Origin of the sequence: Brevundimonas sp. (assembly GCF_013823285.1) — a bacterium.
In the GTDB taxonomy this organism is placed as follows: domain Bacteria; phylum Pseudomonadota; class Alphaproteobacteria; order Caulobacterales; family Caulobacteraceae; genus Brevundimonas.
Window position 1 is genome coordinate 1 of sequence record NZ_PNLV01000138.1, and the last position, 5456, is coordinate 5456.

A 5456-nucleotide genomic window follows, 5' to 3' on the forward strand; every position below is an offset into this window, starting at 1 on the left:
GGGATGACTATCAGGCCGGCGATACGGCGGCGGACGTCTGCGCCCGCTACGGCCTCAAGGTCAGCACCCTGCGGGACCGCGCGGCCGCCGGGGGATGGCGTCGCCTGGACACGCCCCACGCCGCACCCGACCCGGTGGACCTGGACTCCGACGAGGCCTTCAACCTGCCCGACTATGAGGAGATGGCCCGCACGGCCCTGATCCGCATGAACCGCGCCCTGCAGGCCGGCCGCGCCGTGGAGGCCGGGTCGTGGATGCGCCTGCATGAAAAGCTGATGGCCCAGGCGGCGGGTCCCGATCCCGAACCGTCGCCGCCCCCGCGGCCCGTCTTCGTCCCCGACCACACCAATCTCGAGGCCCGCCAGGCCGCCATCAACGCCCGCTTCGCCGAGATGACGCCCTGCTATGAGCACACATGGCGGACGTCCGCCGAGGCCGCGCCCGAACCGGCGACGCCCGGCGCCCCCGGCGTCGGCGTTTCAGACAATCCAGACAATTCGGACTCTGTTTTTCTCGCCCCGCAGTCCGAAACCGCCACACCCGCCAAGGCTGGCGACGCGGCCGAAACCGCGCCGTCGGCCACGCCGATTTCGGACATTTCGGACAATTCGCACCCTGTTTTTTCCGCCCCGGAGTCTGAAACCGCTTCGCCCGCTCAAGGCGGGGAGGGGGCCGAAAACGGAAAAGGCGGCTCAGGCCTGCCGGAAGCCCAGCACGTCCTGCATGTCGTACAGGCCGGGGCTGCGGGCCTTGACCCACACGGCGGCGGCCACGGCGCCCCGGGCGAACAGGGAGCGGTCGATGGCCGAATGGCTCAGGGTCAGGACCTCGTCGTCCGAGGCGAACAGCACCGTGTGGTCGCCCACGATGCCCCCGGCGCGCAGGGCCGCAAAGCCAATGCCGCCAACGGGGCGTTCGCCGGTTATGCCCTCGCGCGCCGCAATGCGCAGCTCCGCCAGGTCGGCATGCCGGCCCATGGCCGCGGCCTCTCCCAGCATCAGGGCGGTCCCTGAGGGGGCGTCCACCTTCTTGCGGTGATGGCTCTCCAGCACCTCGATGTCCCAGTCCGCCGCGTCCAGCCGGGCCGCGGCGCGCTCCACCAGCCCCACCAGGATGTTGACGCCCAGCGAGAAATTGCCGCTGCGCACGATGGCCACCTTTTCGGCGGCCGCCGTGATCTCGGCTTCCTGTTCGTCGGTCAGGCCCGTTGAGCCGATCACCAGCGCCGGGCCGCCCCGCGCCGCCACATGGCGGGCCAGCTCCACCGAGGCGTCCGGCGTCGAGAAGTCGATGACCACGTCGCACAGGCTCAGGTCCGGGGTCTCGCCCCGGTCGAAGCGGGCGGCCACCACGAGGTCCTCGCGCGCGTCCAGCACCTGGCCGACGGCGCGGCCCATGCGGCCCCGGGCGCCCGAGACGCCCACATGGATCACGCCGCTCAAGCCGCGCTTTCCTTGCGGGGCGCGTCGTCGGTCCCGGTGATCTCGCTCCAGAACCGCTTGGCCTTGGAGGCGAAGCCGGAGTTGCGGGGGTTCTGGGCCTCGCCGCAGCATTCGGCCAGCTCCCTGAGCAGCTCCTTCTGGCGGGCGGTCAGGCTCTGGGGCGTCTCCACGAACAGCTCCACCACCAGATCGCCGCGGCCGCGGCCGTCCAGCCGGGGCATGCCCTTGCCCTTGATGCGCACGGTCTTGCCGGTCTCGGCGCCCTCGGGCACCTTCACAGTGGCCCGGCACTGGCCGTCGCAGGCCTCGGACACCAGGCAAGGCGCCTCGATCTCGCCGCCCAGGGCCGCCACGGTCATGGGCACCGGCACGGTGACCAGCAGGTCCAGATTGTCCCGCTCGAACAGCTCATGGGGCTTCACCGACAGGAACACATACAGGTCGCCGCGCGGCCCGCCGCCCATGCCCACGTCGCCCTCGCCGGCCAGGCGGATGCGCGAGCCGTCGTCCACGCCGGCCGGGATCTTCAGCGACAGGGTGCGGTTCTTGCGCACCTGGCCGTGGCCGTGGCACGAGCCGCAGCGGTCCTTGATGACCTTGCCCTGGCCGCCGCAGTGGGGGCAGGTGCGCTCCACCGCGAAGAAGCCGTTGGCCTGGCGCACCCGGCCCTGTCCGGCGCAGGTGGCGCAGGTGGTGGGCTGGCTGCCCGCCTTGGCGCCCGAGCCGTTGCAGGTCTCGCAGGTCGCGGTGGTGGGGACGGTGATCTCCGCCTCCAGTCCCCGGTAGGCCTGCTCCAGGGTGATCTCCAGATCGTGGCGCAGGTCCGAGCCCCGGCGCGGTCCGCCGCGCTGGGACCGGGCCCCGCCGAACACGTCGCCGAAGGCCTCGCCGAACACTTCCGAGAAGATGTCGTTGATGTCGTGGAAGCCCTGCCCGCCCCCGCGTCCGCCCGCGCCGCCGTTCACCCCGGCATGGCCGAAGCGGTCATAGGCCGCGCGCTTCTGGTCGTCCGACAGGACGCCGTAGGCCTCGCTGATTTCCTTGAACTTGCTGGCCGAGTCCTCGCACCCGCCGTTCCGGTCCGGGTGGTGGGCCATCGCCAGCTTGCGATAGGCCGCCTTGAGGCCGGCCGCGTCGATGGTCCGCTCGACGCCCAGGATTTCGTAGTAGTCACGCGCCATAAGGCGTACCCGATTCCTTGTTTCGCCCCGTCGCGCCGAAGGGCTCCGGCGCCGTCGTCATGTCTCAGATGGTGTCCGCCCCGGCGGATGCAATGTCCGCATGAAGCTCAGGGGTATAGCCATCCGCGATCAGAAAAAAGCCCCGCTCGCCTCACTGGAGAAGCAAGCGGGGCTCTGGTCGGTCAGACCGCCGCTCAGGCGCTCTTCTTGTCGTCGGAGTCCGAGACTTCCTCGAACTCGGCGTCCACCACGCCGTCGTCGGCGGGTTGCTCGGCCTGGGCGCCCTCAGCGCCTTCGCTGGCGCCCTGCTGGGCCGCGTACATGGCCTCGCCCAGCTTCATGGACGCCTGCACAAGGGTCTGGGTCTTCGTCTTGATGTCCTCGGCGTTCTCGCCCTCGCGGGCGGCCTTGAGGTCGGCAAGCGCCGTCTCGATGGCGGTCTTGTCGTCGCCGGAGACCTTGTCGCCGTGCTCGGCCATGGCCTTCTCGGTGGAGTGAATCAGGCTGTCGGCGCCGTTCTGGGCCTCGACCAGTTCCTTGCGGGCCTTGTCGGCGGCGGCGTTGGCTTCCGCTTCCTTGACCATGGTCTCGATGTCCTCATCGGATAGGCCGCCGTTGGCCTGGATGCGGATCGACTGTTCCTTGTTGGTGGCCTTGTCCTTGGCGCCCACGTTGACGATGCCGTTGGCGTCGATGTCGAAGGTCACCTCGATCTGGGGCATGCCGCGCGGCGCCGGGGGAATGCCCATCAGGTCGAACTGGCCGAGGATCTTGTTGTCCGACGCCATGGGCCGCTCGCCCTGGAACACCCGGATGGTCACGGCCGACTGGTTGTCGTCGGCGGTGGAGAACACCTGGCTCTTCTTGGTGGGGATGGTCGTGTTGCGCTCGATCAGGGGGGTGAACACGCCGCCCAGGGTCTCGATGCCCAGGGTCAGGGGGGTCACGTCCAGCAGCAGCACGTCCTTGACGTCGCCCTGCAGCACCCCGGCCTGAACGGCGGCGCCCAGGGCCACGACCTCATCAGGGTTGACGCCCTTGTGGGGCTCCCTGCCGAAGAAGGCCTTCACGGCCTCCTGCACCTTGGGCATGCGGGTCATGCCGCCGACCAGAATGACCTCGTCGATGTCCGAGGCCTTGAGGCCCGCGTCCTTGAGGGCCTTCTGGCACGGCTCGATGCTGCGCTGGATCAGGTCGTCCACCAGGGCTTCCAGCTTGGCGCGCGACAGCTTGATGTTCAGGTGCAGCGGGCCCGAGGCGTTCATGGTGATGAAGGGCAGGTTGACCTCGTACTGGGTGACCGAGGACAGCTCCTTCTTGGCCTTTTCGGCCTCTTCCTTGAGGCGTTGCAGGGCCAGCTTGTCGGAGCGCAGGTCGACGCCCTGCTCCTTCTTGAACTCGTCGGCCAGGTAGTCGACCAGACGCAGGTCGAAGTCCTCGCCGCCGAGGAAGGTGTCGCCGTTGGTGGCCTTCACCTCGAACACGCCGTCGCCGATCTCCAGGATCGAGACGTCGAAGGTGCCGCCGCCCAGGTCGTAGACCGCGATCTTCTGGCCGTCGTTCTTGTCGAGGCCATAGGCCAGCGCCGCGGCGGTGGGCTCGTTGATGATGCGCAGGACCTCAAGGCCGGCGATCTTGCCGGCGTCCTTGGTGGCCTGACGCTGGGCGTCGTTGAAATAGGCCGGGACGGTGATGACCGCCTTCTCGACCTTCTCGCCCAGATAGGCCTCCGCGGCCTCCTTCATCTTCTGAAGGGTGAAGGCGGAGACCTGCTGGGGGGAATAGTCCTTGCCGTGGGCGCGCACCCAGGCGTCGCCATTGGGGCCCTTGACGATCTCGTAGGGGACCATCTTCTTGTCCTTCGCCACGACGGGGTCGTCATAGCTGCGGCCGATCAGGCGCTTGATGGCGAAGAAGGTGTTCTCGGGGTTGGTGACCGCCTGGCGCTTGGCCGGCTGGCCGACCAGGGACTGGCCGTCCTCCTGGATCGCGACCACCGACGGGGTGGTGCGGTTGCCCTCGGCGTTCTCGATGACCTTGGGATTCTTGCCGTCCATGACCGCAACACACGAGTTGGTGGTGCCGAGGTCGATGCCGATGATCTTGCTCATGGGCGTTGTCTTTCACTCCGTATCGGCGGGCGATGCGGCGGCCTTCGGATCAAGCGCCGCGCGTGACCGCCCCCTGTGGGTTGTTAGGCTTGCCGGGCGAACCGGCGGTGGGGCTCCTTAAGCGAACAATTCCCTCAAAGGAATAGGGTCTTGTCCACGTTCCGGTCGGATATGGGAAAGCCCGCAAGGGGTGCAAGGGCTTGGCGCGAGATCAGGCCCATCCGATATGGGGTCAATGACCTCGCCCGCCGACATGACGCTGGATGACTCGCTCGACGGTTTTCGCCTCTGGCCGGGGCGACTGACGGCTGCGGATCAGGCGCAGCTGCGGGATCAGGTGCTGGCGGCGCTGGAGGCCGCGCCCCTGTATCGGCCTGTCACGCCAGGCGGACGGCCGTTCTCTGTGCGTATGAGCAATCTGGGGCCGCTGGGGTGGGTCTCGGACCGGGCGGGCTATCGCTATCAGGCGGTTCATCCCGAAACAGGCGCGCCCTGGCCGCCGATTCCCCAGATGTTGCTGACCTTGTGGGACGATCTGACCGGCTGGCCCGCGCCGCCCGACGCCTGTCTGGTCAATCTGTATGACGCCGACGCCCGCATGGGCCTGCATCAGGACAAGGATGAGCGGGACCTGACCGCGCCGGTGCTGTCGGTCTCGCTGGGGGACACGGCGGTGTTCCGGATCGGGGCGGCGGGCGGCGGGCGGACGCGCTCGGTGCGGC

The 5456-nt window shown here is 68.8% G+C and carries 4 protein-coding genes; 1 reads left to right on the forward strand and 3 read right to left on the reverse strand.

The annotated features are described in order from the left end of the window. Positions 1 to 692: 692 nt before the first annotated feature. The 3 genes from dapB to dnaK form a co-directional block, all read right to left on the reverse strand. Positions 693 to 1442, reverse strand: a complete 750-nt coding sequence (gene dapB, locus C0461_RS13260) for a 4-hydroxy-tetrahydrodipicolinate reductase (RefSeq protein WP_292107672.1) — start codon at positions 1440 to 1442, stop codon at positions 693 to 695. Then, positions 1439 to 2623: a molecular chaperone DnaJ gene (gene dnaJ / locus C0461_RS13265; RefSeq protein WP_292107673.1), complete on the reverse strand. Its 1185-nt coding sequence runs from the start codon at positions 2621 to 2623 to the stop codon at positions 1439 to 1441. Before dnaJ ends, dapB begins: the two co-directional genes overlap by 4 nt. A gap of 194 nt (positions 2624 to 2817) precedes the next feature. Then, positions 2818 to 4734 carry a molecular chaperone DnaK gene (gene dnaK / locus C0461_RS13270; protein ID WP_292107674.1) on the reverse strand — a complete coding sequence of 639 codons (1917 nt, stop codon included), beginning with the start codon at positions 4732 to 4734 and terminating at the stop codon, positions 2818 to 2820. Between the two features lie 235 nt (positions 4735 to 4969). On the opposite strand from dnaK, the gene C0461_RS13275 reads away from it, so the two are divergent. Continuing rightward, on the forward strand, positions 4970 to 5456 hold a 487-nt coding region (locus C0461_RS13275), incomplete at its 3' end, for an alpha-ketoglutarate-dependent dioxygenase AlkB (RefSeq protein ID WP_292107675.1).

What these genes read in the sequence shown, in the direction of transcription:
- dnaK (WP_292107674.1), bottom strand. Translation starts at nt 4,734, where the DNA reads ATGAGCAAGATCATCGGCATCGACCTCGGCACCACCAACTCGTGTGTT.
- dnaJ (WP_292107673.1), bottom strand. Translation starts at nt 2,623, where the DNA reads ATGGCGCGTGACTACTACGAAATCCTGGGCGTCGAGCGGACCATCGAC.